The sequence below is a fragment of the Ruficoccus sp. ZRK36 genome (genome assembly GCF_019603315.1).
Taxonomy (GTDB): domain Bacteria; phylum Verrucomicrobiota; class Verrucomicrobiia; order Opitutales; family Cerasicoccaceae; genus Ruficoccus.
Map to the genome: position 1 here is coordinate 203,797 of NZ_CP080649.1, position 18,228 is coordinate 222,024.

12 protein-coding genes and 1 tRNA gene are annotated in these 18,228 nt (G+C 61.1%); 10 read left to right on the plus strand and 3 right to left on the minus strand.

The annotated features are described in order from the left end of the window. The first annotated feature begins 71 nt into the window (after positions 1–71). The 4 genes from K0V07_RS00850 (at position 72) to K0V07_RS00865 (ending at position 5,473) form a co-directional block, all read left to right on the plus strand. A complete protein-coding gene (locus tag K0V07_RS00850) occupies positions 72–1,451 on the plus strand; it encodes an FAD-dependent oxidoreductase (protein ID WP_220622641.1) in 1,380 nt (459 codons plus the stop codon). Between the two features lie 364 nt (positions 1,452–1,815). Further along, positions 1,816–4,518, plus strand: a complete 2,703-nt coding sequence (locus tag K0V07_RS00855) for a response regulator (RefSeq protein ID WP_220622642.1) — start codon at positions 1,816–1,818, stop codon at positions 4,516–4,518. A gap of 110 nt (positions 4,519–4,628) precedes the next feature. Then, complete coding sequence (gene clpS / locus K0V07_RS00860; protein WP_220622643.1) at positions 4,629–4,925, plus strand: ATP-dependent Clp protease adapter ClpS; 297 nt, start codon at positions 4,629–4,631, stop codon at positions 4,923–4,925. Between the two features lie 104 nt (positions 4,926–5,029). Next, the gene (locus tag K0V07_RS00865) at positions 5,030–5,473 is read left to right on the plus strand and encodes a hypothetical protein (RefSeq protein ID WP_220622644.1); all 444 of its coding nucleotides are present in this window, start codon (positions 5,030–5,032) and stop codon (positions 5,471–5,473) included. A 48-nt stretch (positions 5,474–5,521) separates the two neighbouring features. Here K0V07_RS00865 and K0V07_RS00870 read toward each other — a convergent pair whose 3' ends face one another. Both K0V07_RS00870 and pcp read right to left on the minus strand, forming a co-directional pair. After that, on the minus strand, positions 5,522–8,284 hold the full coding sequence (locus K0V07_RS00870) for a valine--tRNA ligase (RefSeq protein WP_220622645.1): 2,763 nt from the start codon (positions 8,282–8,284) through the stop codon (positions 5,522–5,524). A 137-nt stretch (positions 8,285–8,421) separates the two neighbouring features. Continuing rightward, positions 8,422–9,090, minus strand: a complete 669-nt coding sequence (pcp, locus tag K0V07_RS00875) for a pyroglutamyl-peptidase I (RefSeq protein WP_220622646.1) — start codon at positions 9,088–9,090, stop codon at positions 8,422–8,424. A gap of 77 nt (positions 9,091–9,167) precedes the next feature. Here pcp and glnD point away from each other — a divergent pair, with 77 nt between their 5' ends. The 4 genes from glnD (at position 9,168) to K0V07_RS00895 (ending at position 14,769) form a co-directional block, all read left to right on the plus strand. Further along, entirely contained in the window at positions 9,168–12,044 is a 2,877-nt protein-coding gene (glnD, locus tag K0V07_RS00880) for a [protein-PII] uridylyltransferase (RefSeq protein ID WP_220622647.1), read from the plus strand. Positions 12,045–12,126: 82 nt separating this feature from the next. Further along, positions 12,127–13,839 carry a GAF domain-containing protein gene (locus K0V07_RS00885; RefSeq protein ID WP_220622648.1) on the plus strand — a complete coding sequence of 571 codons (1,713 nt, stop codon included), beginning with the start codon at positions 12,127–12,129 and terminating at the stop codon, positions 13,837–13,839. A gap of 37 nt (positions 13,840–13,876) precedes the next feature. Then, a complete protein-coding gene (locus K0V07_RS00890; RefSeq protein WP_220622649.1) occupies positions 13,877–14,155 on the plus strand; it encodes a hypothetical protein in 279 nt (92 codons plus the stop codon). 110 nt (positions 14,156–14,265) lie between these two features. Then, complete coding sequence (locus K0V07_RS00895) at positions 14,266–14,769, plus strand: hypothetical protein (RefSeq protein ID WP_220622650.1); 504 nt, start codon at positions 14,266–14,268, stop codon at positions 14,767–14,769. Positions 14,770–14,777: 8 nt separating this feature from the next. On the opposite strand, the gene hemB is transcribed toward K0V07_RS00895, so the two are convergent. Next, positions 14,778–15,785, minus strand: a complete 1,008-nt coding sequence (hemB, locus tag K0V07_RS00900; protein ID WP_220622651.1) for a porphobilinogen synthase — start codon at positions 15,783–15,785, stop codon at positions 14,778–14,780. A 407-nt stretch (positions 15,786–16,192) separates the two neighbouring features. Between hemB and K0V07_RS00905 the strand changes: the two genes are divergently transcribed. Beyond that, positions 16,193–16,267 (plus strand) — tRNA-Met (locus tag K0V07_RS00905). A gap of 60 nt (positions 16,268–16,327) precedes the next feature. Then, on the plus strand, positions 16,328–18,190 hold the full coding sequence (locus K0V07_RS00910; RefSeq protein ID WP_220622652.1) for an assimilatory sulfite reductase (NADPH) flavoprotein subunit: 1,863 nt from the start codon (positions 16,328–16,330) through the stop codon (positions 18,188–18,190). Positions 18,191–18,228 lie beyond the last annotated feature (38 nt).

The window sequence follows — 18,228 nt, forward strand, 5'->3', positions numbered from 1 at the left end:
CCTCCCGTTAAGCGGCCACCAGGCCGCATGACGGGAGTTTCACGTTTATATCCCCCAATCGGAACCAGCGCTTGGCTGAGCGATACGACACGATCATTATCGGCGCGGGCTTTGCCGGACTCTCCGCGGGCATTCGGCTGGCCCAGTTCCAGCAGCGCGTGCTCATTCTGGAGGCCCACACGCTGCCCGGTGGGCTCAACTCGTACTACTTCCGCGGCAAGGGGAATCTCTACAACAGCGGGCTGCACACGGTCACCAACTTCAACGCGAAGAACCGCCGTTGGGGCTTTGGGCTGATCTGCCGTAATCTCGGCATCGATCCGGCGGACTTCCGGCTCGTCCCGCCCAAGCACCCCTCCGCCCTGCAAATGCCGCAGGGGGAGCTGCTCTTCGGTAACGACCTGGAGCTGCTCCGCAGCTCGATCCGGGATAAATTCCCTGATGAGATCGACGCCTTTGACCGCTTCTGTGCGGACCTGAAGACACCCCGCGACCCCGCCGAGCTCCAGCGCGCAGGCAGCCGGGAGCTTTTAGACGGATACTTTTCCGACCCCCTGCTGATCGACCTGCTGGAGCTGCCCGTCTACATCTACGGCGGCTACCGTGAGGGGCAGATCGACGCCGCCACCTACGGCACGGTCTTCCGGTCGATCTTTCTGGAGGGCTGTGGCTCACCGCCCGACATCAAGCACGTCCTCGACCTGCTGATTGCCCGCTTTAAATCGCTGGGCGGCACCTTGAAAACCCGACGCCGCGTGGCCCGGATCGTGACCGAGGATGGAGCTTTCCGTGGGGTCGAGTTGGCCGATGGCACTCAGATCGAGGCCGACGCCTGCCTCTCCTCCGCCGGTCTGGCCGAAACCGGGCAGCTGGCCGGGCAAGCCTGGGGCAAAAGCGGCGATCTGTCCGTCTTTGAAACGGTCGTGGCCATGAACCGCCCGCTGGACGAGCTCGGCGTTGACCGCACCCTGCTCATGGTCTGCCTGGAGCCGGAGTTTCACTGGCGTGCCCCTGAGGGCCGTCAGGAGTACCTGCACCTCACGCTCGCAGCGTCCGACAACTACCTTTTTACCGACACGCCTGATGCGCACCATCTGAAGATCGGGTGCTTCCAGAAAGGCTCGCTCTGGCTCGGCCTGGATGAGGAAGGCTACCGGCGCGAAAAGCTCCTGCTGGAAGAAAAGATGCTCAACGAACTGACCAAGCGCTTCCCGGCGCTGCTGGACGAGCCGGTCCTCCACCATGAGTCTCTCAGCCCCAAAACCGTGGTGGACTACACCAGCCACCTCAACGGCGGCATCTACGGCGGCAGTGTAAAAACTTTTGATGGTTCGACCCCGATTCAGGGTCTGTACGCGATCGGTAATGATCAGGCCGGGATCGGTATCATGGGCGCGCTCACGAGCGGCGTGATCGTAGCCAACTACAAAGTGGTTCTGGCCGGACAATAGTTGAAAAAAAAGGCCTCGGGCCGGAATTTTTTAGGGACCTAAGCCTCTAGTGAGCAGTCATCTAGTTTGCGAGGAGCAAATATAGATTGAAACCCACCATAAAAATGACTATTGCTATCACAATGTAACGCATGGGCCACGACTTAGGCGCCTTCTTTTTACTGGAATCGTTTGGCTTCTCCATAAATTGCGATTAATTAGCTTTATGAGCAGTTTTACTAGAAGGGTTTTCCTTCCAGAAAATGGCAAGAAAAAGGCTTAAGGGCATTTGATGTATTACGATAAGTAGGGTATAAATCCTAGAAAAATAGCTCAAGGCATGGGCCTATTTGATGAACGCAAACTCGCTGGACTATCCAAGGTTATGCCTTGGCCGTACTTGCTGTGCCAGCGTTCAGGGGAGATCGTCTATGCCAACCGCCATTTTCAGCGCCTGCTGAACGCCTCATACCCCCTCAGAAACGGCCCATCCGTACCGGAACTTTTCGAGTGCGTAGGCGGCGGAAACAGCGTGGCCGAGGAGTTGGCATGTACCATCCCGGGACGCGCCAGCCATGGTAAGTGGCAGCTCATCGACGAGCAGGAGAAGCTGATTTTCGAGGTCATGGTCGAGCAGGACCCTGACGATGCGGACCTGCTCTGGGTCATCGTGATGGAGAACCCGGTCATCAACGACCAGATCGTCCTCGGCAGCCAGAGCGAGCTGCGCCTGCTCCAGATCCTGATGGATCACACCCTGGACTACGTGTACTTCCAGGACATCCGCGGGCACTTCATCATCGCCAACCGCGCCTTTCAGCGGCTGATCCGCACCCCCCACCCCGGCTACGAGATCGGGCGCAAGCTCTCGGACTTCGTCAACGAGAAGACCGCCATCGCCTCCGAGGAGGTGGACCACGAGGTGCTGACCAGCCTGCAGCCGATCATTAACAACGTCAGCTATTTCCAGCTCAAGGACGGGCCGGGCCTCTGGCTGCAGTCTACGAAGATGCCGGTCTTCGACAGCAACAACAAGCGCCTCGGCGTCGTCTGCGTGAGCCGCAATATCTCCGACTCCGTCGAGCAGGAGCGCAAGCTGCGCGAGGCCATGACCCGCGCCGAGCAGGCCAGCCGCGCCAAGAGCGACTTCCTGGCGAACATGAGCCACGAGATCCGCACCCCGATCAACGGCATCATCGGGATGGCCGAGCTTTCGCTCGATTCCGACCTGGGCCCCGAGCAGGAGAAGTACGTCCAGACCATCGTTAATTGCAGCAACACCCTGCTCTCCCTCATCAACGACCTGCTCGACTTCTCGAAGATCGAGTCCGGGCAGCTTGAGCTTGAGGAGATCAATTTCAATCTGGTCACGCTCATGGAGGAGTGCCTCGACCAGTTCGTCGCCCAGACCCGCGAGAAGGGCATCGAGCTGGCACTCCAGATCAGCCCCGACCTGCCCGCCCATGTGCGCGGCGACCCCACCCGCTTCCGCCAGATCCTCAGTAACCTGATCAGCAATGCGGTCAAGTTCACCGACGAGGGCGAGATCGTAGTCTCGGCTCAGCCGACGGGAGAAGAGGACGGCTTGTCACGCCTCAGCTTCACCGTAGCCGACACGGGCATCGGCATCCCCGATTGCCGCAAAGACGCGATCTTTGACAGCTTCACCCAGGCAGACTCTTCGACCACCCGTAAGTACGGGGGCACCGGGCTGGGCCTGTCCATCTGCCGCCAGCTGGCGGAGATGATGGGCGGCATGATCAGCGTGGACAGCTGCCTGGACAAAGGCTCGGCCTTCACGGTGGAGATTCCTTTCCAGACCTTCAAGCGCCGCGATAGCGTCCCCCGTAAGCAGTTGAAAAAGCTGCAGGGGATGCGCGTCCTGATCATCGACGACCACCAGACCAATCGCACCATCCTCTCGGAGCTGTGCAAGAACTGGGGGCTCGATGCCCAGGAAGCTCAGGGCGGCCTGCAAGCACTCGAAATGCTGGAGCGCGCAGTCGAGATCGGTAAGCCCTACCAGCTCATCCTGCTCGACCAGCAGATGCCACACCTGAGCGGGCTCGAAGTCGCCGGGCTGATCGTCAACCGCCAGCAGCTGGCCGGTGCTAAGATCGTCCTGCTGTCCTCCTCGCTCAATCAGGACGAGACCCGACGCGCCACAAAGCTCGGCATCCAGCGTTTCCTGAGCAAGCCCATCAAGCAATCCGTATTACTGGAGGCCCTGCTTGAGCTTTTCGAGCTCTCGACCCCGATGCGTCAGCATCCCTCGCGCTCGGTCAGCACCCAACTGCAGCAGCAGCCGCAGACCGAGAGTGCCATGAAGCCCATGCGCATCCTGCTGGCCGAGGATAACCCGATCAATCAGGAGGTCACCCTCCGACGGCTGAAAAAGATGGGGCACGACGTCACCCTGGTGGAAAATGGACGGCTCGCTGTCGAAGCCTGCCAGGCCGTGCGCTTTGACCTCGTTCTCATGGACGTGCAGATGCCCGAAATGGACGGCATCGAGGCCACCCGGCGAATCCGCGATCTGGAGAAACACCGTGGCTCACGCACCGTAATCGTTGCCATGACAGCACGGGCCATGTCCAGTGACGAGGCCCTGTGCCTGGAGGCGGGCATGGATGCCTACATCGCCAAACCCTTCCGCGCGGCCAAGCTCCAGGCGGTGTTTAACTCCATCGCAAACGGCCTCGGGCAGACCGCGAACGATGCCGACCAGTGTGCGCCCTCGCAGGCTTGCGATCTGGACCAACTCTTTCAGGAGCTCTCCCCCGAGGATCGGGAAGACCTCCACTCGGCCGCTGAGATCTTTCTACAAAATTACCGCACGGACTGGGACCGACTCCAGCACGCCTGGCAGAAGGGCGAGTTCCCGGAGATCAATCACCTCGCCCACAGCATCAAAGGGGGTGCCTTGATTTTCCAGGCCCGCCGCCTGAGCAAACTGGCGGAAAGCCTGGAGCTGGCCGCGCTCAACTCTGAGTCCGAGACCATCGTGACCCTTATGCCCGCCTTGGAAAAAGAGCTGGAGAGCTTTGCAAAACTTCTCCGCGCCTACCTCGGCAAGCGTAAGGTCTGATCCCTTCCGAATAAACGGCAGCGGAGGGGGAATTTCGGCTTCTGACTTGCGGGGCCACGGGGTGCCCGTAGAGTGATGAAAGTGGCTGCAACACTCGCCACGATACACTTATGGCCGACCCGACAAATCCACTCGCCGCACCAGTTACCCAGACGGAAACTGAGGTAGAGTTGCCATGGCTGGTCATCGTGCGTAACGACCCGGTCAACCTCATGGAGTATGTCGTCATGGTCTTCCGGCGTGTCTTCGGATACGATCTGGAAAAGGCCCGCAAGCACATGCTCGAAGTCCATGAGCTCGGGCGCTCAGTCCTGTGGTCCGGGGAGCGCGAGCAGGCCGAGTCCTACGTCTACCAGCTTCAGGAGTGGCAGCTCAGTGCCTGCCTCCAGCGCGACGAGGGCGAGTAAAACGCCCCCACTCTGGCCCGGCGACTGCTCAACTCCGGCTGAGCCTTGCCATCGGGCATGATCTGCTTTCAGTATTCATAGCCTGACACGCTACGTCCCGCACCATGCCTGAAATCCATCTGCACGTCAGTCCCATCTTCCTTACTACCTTCCGCGACCTCGTGGAGGGCTTCACTCGCCATGTCGGCGTGCAGCTCGCCGTGCAGGCAGATGGTCCCGACCCCGATGATGAAGACCTGATGGAAGCCTGGCGGGAAGGTCTGCTGGAGACCGTCCGCGACGACTGCGCGCAGCTCATGCTGCTGCTGAACGACTCCGGCCTCGGGCAGGATAAGGTCGTGCTCTCAGAAGAGGCCGCGCTCAGCGTCTTGCGAGCCTGCTCAGCCGTCCGCCTGAAGATCCAGCAGCTGTTCCTCAAGCCCTACGGGGACGAGCAGCTCGAAGAGGGCGAACTGGACTTTGACGAAATGAGCATCGAGCTGCAGCAGGTCTACGCCTGCTACATCTTTCTGGCTGGACTGCAAGAGGTACTCATCCAGGAGCTGTAGGGGCGAGCGCCCCTCATTGTCCTGCGCTACCGTGCCCTGCGCGCCGACTCACCCGAAGGAGGCCATCAGGCGCTCAAGCTCGGCGGCCTTGGCTTTGTTTTCAGCTAAAGTCTGGCGGACGCCCTCGACCACTTCGGCAGGAGCCTTACCGGTGAACTTCTCGTTCCCGAGCTTCGCCTCTGCGCCACGGATGGCACCCGCGAGCTTTTCCAGCTCCTTACCCAGACGCTTCTTCTCGGCCTCGGTGTCCACACTGCTGGCCAAATCCAGATAGAGCGTGCCGAGCGCCGTGACGGAGGCCGGAGCATCCTGCACATCATCGCGCGGCTCGATACCAGCTGCCCCGACGAGGCGCTTGAGCTTCTCACCGTGGCTCTCAACCACCGTGCGGTTGGCTGCGTCGCCGACGATGTAGAAGGTCACGTCGCGCTTGGCGGCGAGGTTGTACTGGGCCTTGAGGGCGCGTGCCTTTTGCACGAAGTCACGCAGCGCCTCGACCTCCTCCATCGCGCTCTGATCGAGCGTGACGTTAGCAGAGAGGAGCTTGGCCTTCAGTTCCGTGCCGGTACCGGGAGCATAGTTCTGGATGAAGTCATCTTCGCCTGCCGCGTAACCCATGTCGTGCCAGAGCTGTTCAGTGATGAACGGCGTCAGCGGGTAGAGCATGAGCAGCAGCTGGCGCAGGCACAGGTCCTGGATGGCGAGGCAGTTGGCCTTCAGCTCGGGGTCCTGCATCTTGGTCTTGGAGACCTCGACGTACCAGTCGCAGAAGTCCGACCAGAAGAATTTGTAAATCTGCTGCGTGACGGCGTTGAACTCGTACGCGGACAGGTCCTTGTCGTAGGCGTCGAGCGTTTCGACCAGCGAGCCAAGGATGGCGTGGTCGTCTGCATCAAACTTCGCCGGCTCGAGGCGAGCAATAATGTCCTCCAACGAACCAGCCGCGGATGCCCCCTCCTCCTGTTGCATGAGGCGGAAGCGGCAGGCGTTCCAGAGCTTGTTGCAGAAGTTGCGGCCCTGCTGCAGCGGCGGGCACTCGGTGACCGCGCCGGTCTGCGGATCGGTGGTGAAGTCGAAGAGCACGTCCTGGCCCTTGGGGGCGATCATGAGCATGCCGAGGCGCATCGAGTCGGCGCCATAGAGGGCGATCAACTCCAGCGGGTCGGGCGAGTTACCGAGCGACTTGGACATCTTGCGGCCCTTGCCGTCGCGGATGATGCCGTTGAAGTACACGGTCTTGAACGGTACATCGCCCATGAACTCCAGACCCGCCATAATCATGCGCGCCACCCAGAAGAAAATAATATCCGGCCCCGTCGCCAGCGCGGCGGTCGGGTACCAGAAATCCAGTTCCTTCTTTTGCAGCTCGCTACCCTCCGGCCAGCCGAAAGTCCCAAACGGCCACAGCCAGCTGGAGGCCCAGGTGTCGAGCACGTCCTCCTCCTGATCCCAGTTTTCGGGGTCGGCGGGGCCGTCCACGGAGACGTGGACGAGCTCGGGGTTTTGAAAGTCTTCGTCGGTGAGCTTGGAGCGGTCGAGGCCCTTCTTGTACCACACGGGGATGCGGTGGCCCCACCACAGCTGGCGGCTGATGCACCAGTCCTGGATGTTGTCGAGCCAGTGCAGGTAAACCTTTTCCCAGCGTTGCGGGTAAAACTTGATCGCCCCGGAGCGGACGGCCTCCTTGGCCTCTTCGACCTTCGGGTACTTGAGCCACCACTGGTCGGACGGGCGCGGCTCGATCGGCACATCGGCGCGCTCGGAGAAACCGACATTGTTCTCGTACTTCTCGGCCTCGATGAGCAGGCCCTGAGCCTCCAGCAGCTTGACGGCGAGCTTGCGCGCCTCAAAGCGGTCCTTGCCGTGCAGCTCGGGTACCTCGGGGCAGTCCACCTTACCATCGGCGGTGATGACGATCGGCGCGGGCAGGTTGTGGCGCTTGCCGATGTCCCAGTCCGCCTGGTCGTGCGCAGGGGTGACCTTCAGCACGCCGGTCCCAAACTCGCGGTCCACGTGCTCGTCCGGCACGAAGGGGATCTCCGCGCGCGGGAACGGCCGCACCGCGTGCAGCCCGTGCAAGTGCTTGTAGCGCTCGTCCTCGGGGTGGATGGCCACGCCGGTATCGCCCATGATAGTCTCGGGGCGGGTGGTGGAAATCTCGACGTACTCGCCGGGGCGCTCGGCGATCTCATAGCGCATCTTGTAGAGGAAGCCCTGCTGCGGCTTCATGATGACCTCCTCGTCGGAGAGGGCGGTCAGGCTGACCGGGCACCAGTTGACCATGCGCTTGCCGCGGTAGATCATGCCCTTTTGGTAGAGCTCCACAAAGGCCGTCAGCACGGCGCGGCTGTAGCCCTCGTCCAGTGTGTGGACGGTGCGCCCCCAGTCACAGGAGGCTCCGAGCTTACGCAGCTGCTTAAGAATAATGCCCCCGTGCTCGTCGCGCCATTCGCAGGCCTTTTCGACAAATTTCTCGCGCCCGAGGTCGTGGCGAGTCTTGCCCTCCTTGCGCAGTTCGCGCTCGACGCGGGCCTGCGTGGCGATCCCGGCGTGGTCGGTGCCGGGCACCCAGACGGCGGCCTTACCCTGCTGGCGCGCGCGGCGCGTGAGGATGTCCTGGATGGTGTTGTTCAGGATGTGCCCCATGTGCAGGACGCCCGTCACATTCGGCGGCGGAATCACGATCGAGTGCGGCTCAACGGCGGAGGTATCCTCCGGCAACACTCCCTTGAAGCACTTGGCTTCCTCCCAGGCGGCATCCCACCGGGCTTCGACTTCCTGCGGTTCGTAGGCTTTGGCAATCTCGGACATCTTTTCTGTTCCTTACGAAAAATTGAAACCGGCCATTGTGCCCGCCAGCCGCTCTGGGGCAAGCGCGGTTTTTGGACAGGTTACACCTGCTGGAGGGCTTCGAATACCGTCCGTCGCTTCGCAGGGACTAGAGTCGTCTAGAGCTGAAAGTTCGACTTGATCGGTACGTCGATGTCGGTGGGGTGCTCGACGGCGGCGATGATACCCGCCTCCAGCCCGGCGATTTGCGTCTCCAGCGCCATGCTGGGCAGGCCGAGGTTTTCGTCGAGTGCGGCAGTGGCCGGTAGCGAGGGCAAGTGGACCCACCCGGCGCGGATAGGCAGCTTGTTGACCGCGATGTGGTGCAGCACGCCGTACATGAGCAGGTTACAGCCAAAGGTGCCGCCCGTATCCGAAATGTCTGCCGGGATGCCCGCCTCCCGCATGGCCTTGACCATGGCGCGAATGGGGAGCGTGGCGTAGTAGGCGGCGGGACCACCGGGCACAACGGGCTCACCCTGGGGGCGCTCGCCCGCACTATCCCCCATCCCGTAGCGGGTCGCGTCGATCAGGTTCTGGCCCAGGCGCTCGACCGTGATCAGCCCCCGCCCGCAAAACTCCCCCATCATGATCACGACGTCCGGCTTGAGCCGGTCGATCTCCGCCGCGGTAAAGGGGATCATCTCCTTAAAATAGTTCGGCGGGGTCACCACCGAGACTTGCGCCCCGGCGAGCGTTTTTCCTTCAAAGGCGTGAGCGACGAGGCCGGAGGGGTTGGCATCGCTACCGGCCCAGGCACCGAATCCGGTGAGGAGAACCTGTGTCATGAGTGATCCTTGGCAGAGGTGAGAGAGGTTGAGAGACCCCAGATGAGTAATCTTCAGCCACCTAAAGGGCAAGATTTATGCGCCTGCACGATTTCCCCGTTGAAATCAGGCATGCCATCTGCGTGATTAATCAGGTTTTGAGCACAACCTCGCCAGATCCACTCATCCGCCGCATCCGACAGCACGCCGAGAAGCGTCTGCAGTTTGTACCCGGTTCCGGCGCTGGAGAGCGTTTGCCCAAGCTCAAGGAGTACGCCCGACTGGAGCGCGAGATGCTCCAGCGCTACCACCGCAAGGGGGACTCGGGGCTGCGCGTCGCCAAGGCCCGCTCCATGATGGTCGATGTGCTGCTGCAGCAGCTTTTCAAATACGCGACCGAGACCTACAAGCTCGAGCACGGCAAGCTGCCCTGCGAGGTGGCACTCGTCGCGCTCGGTGGCTATGGCCGTGAGGAGCTGTGCCCGTTCAGCGACATCGACCTGATGTTCCTCTACCCCAAGCGGGTCAACAAGGACCAGATCAAGCCCCTCCAGGAGGCCCTCACCAACGACATCCTCTATCCGCTGTGGGACCTCAACCTGAAAGTCGGCCACTCCTCGCGCACGATCAAGGAGACGCTTGAGGAGGCCAAGGTCGAGGACCAGTCCAAGAACGCCCTGCTGGAGGCCCGCCTCATCTGCGGCTCCGAGCGGGTCTTCAGCAAGTTTACCCGCGAGTATAACAAGTTTCTCGAGCACGAAGACCCCACCCCCTACGTACGCCTGCGTCTGGAGGACCAGGCCGAGCGCCGCAAAAAATATGGCGGCACGGTCTTTTTGCAGGAGCCGGACATCAAAAACGGTGTGGGCGGGCTGCGCGACTACCAGAACATCCTCTGGATGGCTCGTGTCCGTCTGGGCGAAGGCTCCCTCGATGCCCTTGAGCGGCGCCACTACCTGAACGCCCAGGAGCGCAAGCACCTGGAGAACGCGTACAATTTCCTGTTGCGGGTCCGCAACGAGCTGCACTTCGAGAGCGTCCGACCGACCGACCTGCTGAACCTCGAAAAGCAGCCCTCCATCGCCTGGGCACTGGGCTACCGCCGCGAGAACATCTTCCGCCGCGTGGAGTGGTTCATGCGGGACTACTACTCACACGCCAACCGTATCTATACCCTCTCGCGCCTGCTGGAGCAGCGGCTCGCCATCACCGGTATGCCCGGTAAGGAAAAGCTCACCATGCGCGATGTCATCCACTCGCGCCAGATGAGCCGACAGAAGCACTTCGACGGCTTTATCCTGCGCGACGGCGTCATCAGCGCCGAGCACAACGGAATCTTTACGGAAGATCCGGACCGCCTGATCCGCGTATTCCGCTACAGCCAGCAGCACCGGGCCCAGCTGGAGATCGAGCTACAGAGCCTCATCTCAAACTCCACGCAGCTCATCACGCCCCGGATCACCCACGCCGAGTCCCCCAACCGCACCTTTCGCTCCATCCTGCAGGAGCGCGGCCAGGTCCACCCCACTCTTTCGCTCATGCACGAGCTGGGCGTACTCGGGCGCTTCATCCCGGAGTTCGGCGAGCTGACCTGTCTGGTCCAGCATGAGTTCTACCACCGCTACACAGCGGACATCCATGTGCTCAACACCATCCATGAGCTGGATAAGGTCTTCGAGGGCGAAGGCGAGCTGGTCGCCCCCTACCGGGAGGCCATCCGCCAGGCCGAGACACCCGGCCTTCTTTACCTGATTTTACTGCTGCACGATCTGGGCAAAAGCGACGGTGTGGAAAATCACTGCGATCGCGGAGTAACACTGGCCAAACCCATCCTCAAACGCATGGGGGTTTCCGAAAAGTTCAGACCGTTAGTTTTATTCATAATAAAAAATCATCTCGAAATGGCACGATTCTGGCAGCGGTTCGATGTAGATGACCCGAGGACGATCGAATCGTTTGCCGAGTTGGTGGAAAATGAGGAGGCGCTGCGACACCTTTTCGTCTGTACCTACTGTGATGCACGCGGGACGGCCGAAAGCCTCTGGAACGAATACAAGGACTCACTCCACCGCCCACTCTATCGGGCGAGCCTCGACCTTCTCCACGACGAGGAAGCCGTGGCCCGCAAGACCAGGGAACACATCGAGATGATACACAAAAAACTCATTGCTGACAGCTTACCCGACATCCCGGAGGACCAGATCGAAGCCCACTTCAACCTCCTTCCGGAGCGATATTTCCTGCATAACAGTGCCGCCGACATAGAGCTGCACCTGCGTATGATCAACAACCTTCTGGGCCAGATCACCGAGGCCGAGTCCGTCGGCTCGCTCGTGCCCATGGTGGACTGGAGAGACGACATCGACCAGGGCATGAGCATCGTCAATGTCGTGACCTGGGACCGGGCCGGACTTTTTTACAAGCTCGCCGGTGCCCTCACCGTGGCAGGGGTTAACATTCTCAGCACCAAGGCCATCTCCCGTGGTGACCATATCACGATCGACACCTTCTATGTGGTTGATCCCTCCGGCGGCGTTGTCACCAACCCACACGCACGCGAAGTTTTCGAGAAAGAGCTCAACGACGCCCTCCTGACTAACAAGGACCTGATGACCGGCATCCAGGAAAAGGCTCGCCAGGCCAGCCGCGCCAAGATGTACGAAACAGACTCGCGCCTGCGCGCGCCCATCCCGGCCACCGTTGACATCTACCACGAGCTTTCCCTCCACCGTACGATTGTCGAGGTCCAGACCAATGACCACATCGGTCTGCTCTATCAGCTCTCAAAGGCGATCTTCGACCATGGGTTCGACATCACTTTTGCGCGTATCTCCACCGAGCGGACGGCCGCATTGGATACCTTCTATATCGAGCGCATCAGCCCGGAGAACAAGTCGGACACATCCAGTCTCGTCGCGCTGCGCGAGACGCTCAACCGCATCATCTCCTGCGAAGACTTCCAGGCGGTGATCTGAGAGATGCCGGGTGACATCCGACAAGACTGGCCCCGGGAATTGGCATTGCCCCACGCATGATTTCTCTCATGCTGAACCCGCATTGAAGACCGCTCAGGAAGACCGCTCCGTGCTCGACTCACTCTATCGGATCAGCAGCCTCGTCAGCCAGACTGAGGACCCGCGTGAAGCGCTGGAGCTCATAATCAAGAACCTGCTGGAAACACTCGGGGCCACCAGCGCATCCATTGCGCTGATCAACCCCGACACCAACCGCCTTGAGATCGAGGTCTACCGTGGCCTGCCCAAGTCCTCCGAGGAGATCAAGCTCGCGCTGGGCAGCGGTGTGACCGGCTGGGTCGCCCTGCATGGCCAGCCCGTGCTGATCGAGGATGTGCGCTTCGACCCGCGCTACATTACCCTCAAGCCCTCCATCCGCTCCGAGATGGCCGCCCCCATGATCCTGCAGGGGCTCACCGTTGGCGTCGTCAATGTGGACAGCGAGCAGGTCGCCGCCTTTGACGAGGAGGATCTCAAGCTACTGGTCCTCCTCACCTCCGAAGCCACGAAGGTCGTCAGCCGCCTGTGGCTCATCAACCAGCTCAAGGAAAAAGCCGGCCAGCTTCAGGCCCTGATCAGCGCTGGGCAGCAGCTCGTAGCCACCCGCGACCAGCCCACCCTCCTTCAGGGCATTGCCCGGGAAGCACGCCGCCTGATGGACTGCCGCTACTGCTCGATCATGCTGCTCTCCGACGACATGAAATCCCTCAAGATGGAGGCCCTTGAAGGGCCAGGGGGCGAAGTCGACTACCGCGAGACACTTGATCTGGAGCAGAGCACACTCGGCGTTGCCCTTAAGCGCAACAAGCAGATCAGCGTGGGCGACCTGGCCCGCACCGAGGAGCACCACTTCGTGCGCTTCGTGCAGCAGGACAAGCTGCGCTCCATGCTCAGCACGCCCATCGTCGTAGGCGAGGAAGTGATTGGCGTCCTCAACGCCTACACCGACATTTCCCACCGCTTCAACAACGACGAGAAACGTCTTTTCGCCACCCTCGCCTCCCTCGGCGGTGTGGCCATGGAAAACTCCCGCTTGTACGCGCGGGTGTTTGCCACCGAGGAGAGCCTCCGCCGTAATGACCGCCTGACCACTCTCGGGCTGCTGGCTGCGGAGATCGCCCACGAGATCCGCAACCCGCTCACCGTGATCAAGCTGCTCTTCGAGGCGCTCGACCTGCAATTCCCGCAGACCGACCCACGCCAGCAGGACGTTGCCGTGATCGGGGAGAAAATCGTCCAGTTGGAGGAAATTGTCAGCCGTGTGCTCAACTTTGGTAAAAGCCGCTCCGAGATGCACGCCCCGCAGGACCTGAAAAAGCTCGTCGAGGACAGCCTCGTCCTCCTGCGCCTGAAGCTTGAGCAGTCCAAGGTCCACCTGGCCTATCAAACACCCAACGAGCCGCTCATGGTCGAGGTCCACAAGGGCCAGATCCAACAGGTCATCCTCAACCTCGTCATCAACGCGGTCGAGGCCATGCCCGGTGGAGGCATCATCAGCATCCACATGGAGGTCATTGACACCCCGGAGCGTCCTCTGGCCGCGGTCACCCTCAAGGATACCGGCGGGGGCATCCCCGGCCCGATCCGGGAGCGCATTTTCGAGTCCTTCCTCACCGGCAAGTCGCAGGGAACGGGCCTCGGGCTGGCCATCTCCCGCCAGATCCTCAAGGCCCACCGGGGCGAACTCGAACTGGTCGAAACCGGCTCAGAGGGTACGATTTTCCGTTTCACGCTGCCCCTCATGCACAAGCATTGAATCGCTGAACGGCAACAACAAGCCCCCCCCTTAGCTTATGAGTAAGATACATCTGAAGCATCTCTGTTTACTCTTGGTACTCATCTCTGCCGCTCTCTCCGGCTGTCAAAATACGGAGGAGCTAGACTGGCTAGAGGGCTCCGGCAGTCACAGCGACCCGCTGAGTCCAGACTACCCTGGGGGCATTAACAACCCCAACAATCCAGCCAACCCGAACAGCCCGCTGAACCCGAACAACCCGGCAAATCCGGACAGCCCGGAAAATCCGATGAATCCAATGAACCCCGCCAGCCCGACCTATAATAACGGGCTTTAACAGCCGGTAAAGGGAGGCGGCCTCTTAAGCCCCATCCTTGCCTTTTAGCCGGGATCAACTACGGTATGAGAATGGTGTTAAGCCAAGCATCCAGATCTACCCGCAGCCTCTTGCTCATCCTGACCGTCAGCCTGATTGGCGGGCTCACAGCTCATGCACAGGATGTGACGGGTGCGTTTTCTGCCAACACCCGCCCTGCCTATAAAGAGGAGCTGACCGGTGTCTGGGAAATGACCTTTCAGCGCTTCACCCATCCGGTCGAGGACGACCCGCAGATGACGGCCCGCTATCAGGTCTTCTCCTTCGGGGAAGATGGCGTCTTCAAAAACATCACCGCGACCCGCCGCGTCAGCAATGAAGACCGCGAGACCTTTCTCGCCATCATGCCCGAGAATACCCACTGGGAGATGCCCAAGGATGGCCTGCTGGTGATCCGGCGCTCCCAGCTCGATGCCGACGGCGTCCAGGCCTTTGTCGTAACTCAGGGCTTCACCGATGAGCTCCTCTCCGGCTCTCCCGCCCTCAAGCGCGGAGACGTCGTGCTCATCTATCAGGACAAGTACGGCAACCCGTACCTGCGCCGCTACCTGCGCCTCATGCCGCTGGAGCAATAGCCCGCAGGCTACGCTTTTTGCAACCGCTGGGCGACGTCCTTGGCGAAATAGGTGAAAATGATGTCGGCTCCGGCACGCTTGATCGAGAGCAGCGACTCGTCACGGCAGCTTTCCAGATCGAGCCAGCCTAGCTGGGCGGCGGCGTGGATCTGGGCATACTCGCCGGAAACCTGATAGGCGGCCACCGGCAGATGAGTGTTACCGCGAAGCTCACGGATAATGTCCAGGTACGGTCCAGCGGGCTTGACCATGAGCACGTCCGCACCCTCCAGCTCGTCCAGCTCGGTTTCGAGCAGAGCCTCACGGCGGTTGGCCGGGTTGAGCTGGTAGGTGTGCTTGCCCAGCAGGTTCGTCCCGGCAGCAGAGGCGCTGCCCACCGCATCGCGGAAAGGCCCGTAGTAGGCCGATGCAAATTTAGCCGAGTAGGCCATGATCGCTGTCTCGATCAGCCCGGCATCGTCCAGAGACTCGCGGATCGCCTCCACACGGCCATCCATCATGTCGCTGGGGGCGACGAAGTCCGCCCCCGCCTCGGCACACAGCACGGACATTTGACGCAGGATCTCGACCGTCCCGTCGTTATCCATATCGGTGCCTTCTTTATTAAAGATACCGTCGTGGCCGTGGTCGGTGTACGGGTCCAGCGCAATATCGGTAAAGATAGACAGCTCGGGCACGGCCTGCTTCACCGCGCGAATGGCGCGCAGCACGAGTGTCTCCGGGTTGAGCGCCTCGCTACCGGCAGCATCCTTGAGCGCGGGCTCGATACTCGGAAACAGCGCAACGCCACGAACCCCCAGACGGTGAAGCTCCTCGCACTCGCTCACGAGGTCTTTAATAGACAGACGCTGCTGCCCCGGCAGTGAGCCGATGTCCTGCGGCGTGCCCTCTCCATCGATAACGAAGAGCGGGTGCACCAGGTCCGCCGTGGTAACAGCGGTCTCGGTGACCAGTTCGCGAATAGCTGCCGTGCGGCGTAGGCGACGGGGGCGGCGCGGGAGATTAAGTCGGCGCATGATAGAGCATTCAAACACTTGCATCCCTCACGGGGCAAAATCATTTTTCACCCCTGTGCAGGTAACATCCCCTCGGCCCACACCCGCACACGTCTATTTATAAAAGATGTACGCCCCCCAAAAGATCCCTGCACGTAGAAACACATAGCTAGCCGCGAGGCCCGGCAGACAGGTTACTGAACACGTACAAAAAAAAGACGAAAAATGTACGCATTTCCCGCCTTGACTCCAGCGACCCGACCCCTACTATTTCGCGCTTCCTGTGTTCTTATACAGTTTCATTGTTGATCCTCGCGTGCTGCGGGAAACGCTCGCTGTCCTTTGACAGCCGAGAGCTTCCAGACGGCCACCACACCTCGCGCGCACCGCTTGCAGAATCAGCACAAATCATTCATTTTCAAACCCTTGCCAGAGTAGCTCAGTGGTAGAGCAGAGGACTCATAAGCCTTTGGTCGGCAGTTCAAATCTGCCCTCTGGCACCAATTTTTAAGTGGGCTCCGCCCGAGCGGATGTTCCCACCGCGTGACAAAGTCCCCCCCGACATGCAGCTTCCTGACCAAGCCCCCTTCAGTCTTGAACAACGGCAGGCCATCGAAGGCGCGATCAGCGCCCTCTCCTCCGAGCAAAATGCCTGGCTGAGCGGCTACCTCGCAGGCGTCGGGGGTAATGCACCCGCCCAGCAGACCGCTCCAGCCCCTGCCGCTGCGGTCGCAGCTGCGCCCAGTAAGGGCATCCCGCTGACGATTCTGTTCGGCACCGAGTCCGGCAACTGTGAAGAGCTGGCCGACCGGGCCCGCGACATGGCCCAGACCAAGGGATTCCTGCCCACCGTCAAGGACATGGGCAGCATCACACCCGAGCAGCTGGCCAAGGAAAGCAATGTGGCCGTCATCGTCAGCACTTGGGGTGAGGGCGAGCCGCCTGACGGCGCCAGCACTTTCTACAAAGCCGTGATGGACGACAGCTGCCCGCGGCTTGAGAAGCTCCGCTTCGCGGTACTCGCTCTCGGTGACACCTCCTACGAGCATTTCTGCAAGATCGGGCGCGACTTCGACCAGCGCCTCGAAGACCTCGGCGCCAAGCGCTACCACTCCCGCACCGATTGCGATGTGGACTACGAGGAGCCCTACCAGAAGTGGATCGACGGCGCCCTCAAGGCCCTCGGTAAAGTCGCCCAGCCTGAGCCGGCACGGGCCGTCGTCATGAACGGCACCTCCTCCAGCAATGGAGCAGCCGCCGCCCAGACTGCACCGACGCCCAAGCCTGCCGCCAACGGCCAGATCTACGGCAAAAAGAATCCTTTCCCCGCTCGCCTCAAGGAGCGCATCCTCCTCAACGGCACCGGATCGATCAAGGAGACCTGGCACCTCGAGCTCTCGCTCGAAGGCTCCGGCCTCAGCTATGCACCCGGTGACGCCCTGGCCCTCATCCCCGCGAATCCCGCGGATGTCGTGGATCAGATCATGGATACGTGCTGCTTTGACCCGCGCGAGCGCGTCAGCGGTAATGCCGGTAGCGAAGTCACGCTTCGCGAGGCCCTCACCCGCCACTACGACATCACCGGGCTGAGCAAAAACATTCTCCGCAAGTACAACGACAAGGCTGCTTCCGAAAAAATCACCAAGCTCCTTGATGACAACAGCAAGGAAGAGCTCCACAACTACCTGTGGGGCCGCCAGATCATCGACATGCTTGAGGATTTCCCGATCAAGGGCCTCAGCGGCAGCGAGTTTGTCTCCATCCTTCGCAAGATGCCCCCGCGCCTGTACTCGATCGCCTCTTCCTTCCGGGCCCACCCGGATGAGGTGCATCTGACGATTGCAGCCGTCCGCTATGAAGCTCATGGCCGCAAGCGCAAGGGCATTGCCTCCACATTTATCGCTGACGACCTGCAGGCCGGCGGCACCGTTCCGGTCTACACCCACTCGAACAAGAACTTCCGCCTGCCCGCCGACTCCGACACCCCGATCATCATGGTCGGCCCCGGCACCGGCATCGCCCCCTTCCGCTCCTTCATCGAGGAGCGCGCCATCAACGGCGACAAGGGTGCCAACTGGCTCTTCTTCGGCGACCAGCGCTACAACTACGACTTCCTCTACCAGCTCGAGTGGCAGGACTACATCAAGAAGGGTGTCCTCAACCGCCTCGACGTGGCCTTCTCCCGCGACCAGCCCGAGAAGATCTACGTGCAGGACCGCCTGCTCGAAAACGGCAAGGAACTCTACCGCTGGCTCGACGAGGGCGCACACTTCTACGTCTGTGGTGATGCCAGCCGCATGGCTCATGACGTCCACAACGCCCTGCTGAAAATCGCCCAGACCGTGGGCGGCAAGTCCGAAGATCAGGCCCAGGAATGGTTCGAGGACCTGCGCAAGCAGAAGCGCTACCAGCGCGACGTCTACTAAACCGCGCTACAGCGTCCATTTTCCACCCCGCTCCGGGA